This is a genomic window from Alteromonas sp. 5NW40-0090 (assembly GCF_057552975.1).
This window is the reverse complement of the sequence record NZ_BAAJLT010000034.1, coordinates 1-545: the sequence shown is the minus strand read 5'-3', so window position 1 is coordinate 545 and position 545 is coordinate 1. Positions and strand designations below refer to the sequence as shown.

At 43.5% G+C, this 545-nt stretch carries 1 protein-coding gene; it reads left to right on the top strand.

What is annotated here, in order from left to right; genetic code table 11:
• The first annotated feature begins 167 nt into the window (after window positions 1-167).
• Window positions 168-416 carry a type II toxin-antitoxin system Phd/YefM family antitoxin gene (locus AC27KT_RS19775; RefSeq protein ID WP_487132787.1) on the top strand — a complete coding sequence of 83 codons (249 nt, stop codon included), beginning with the start codon at window positions 168-170 and terminating at the stop codon, window positions 414-416.
• The last annotated feature ends 129 nt before the right edge of the window (window positions 417-545 follow it).

The following is a 545-nucleotide window of genomic DNA, read 5'->3' as shown; positions in this document are numbered from 1 at the left end:
CCTAACACCCGCATAACGGGCAAAAATATGTAGGCTACAATACCAAGCGAAGCGCTGGGAGCCTACGTATTTTTGTCCCAGCGAACGTAGTGAGCGAGTTTATGCGCTTGTTAAACCAACAATGATAGCCTAAAATGACCTAATTAAAGACCTTTTAGGAGACCGTTATGGCGGCGAGAGTTTTGGCGGAAGTTGCTGCAAGTATTACAGAACTAAAAGCAAACCCTATGAAAGTTGCGAGCAGTGCATATGGCGATCCTGTCGCTATATTGAATAGGAATGAACCCGCATTCTACTGTGTCCCGGCTGAGATGTACGAAAAAATGATGGATCGTTTGGAGGATCTGGAACTACTACAGCTTGTTAGTGAAAGGCAAGGTGAAGAAAGCGTTTCGGTGAATTTGGATGACCTATAAATTAGAGTTTAAAAGAAGCGCCCTAAAAGAATGGAATAAACTAGGTAGCACTTTGCAGCAACAACTGAAAAAGAAGTTAGCAGAGAGATTAAAAACACCGCACGTAGCCCCAGATAGAGTGTTAGGTGC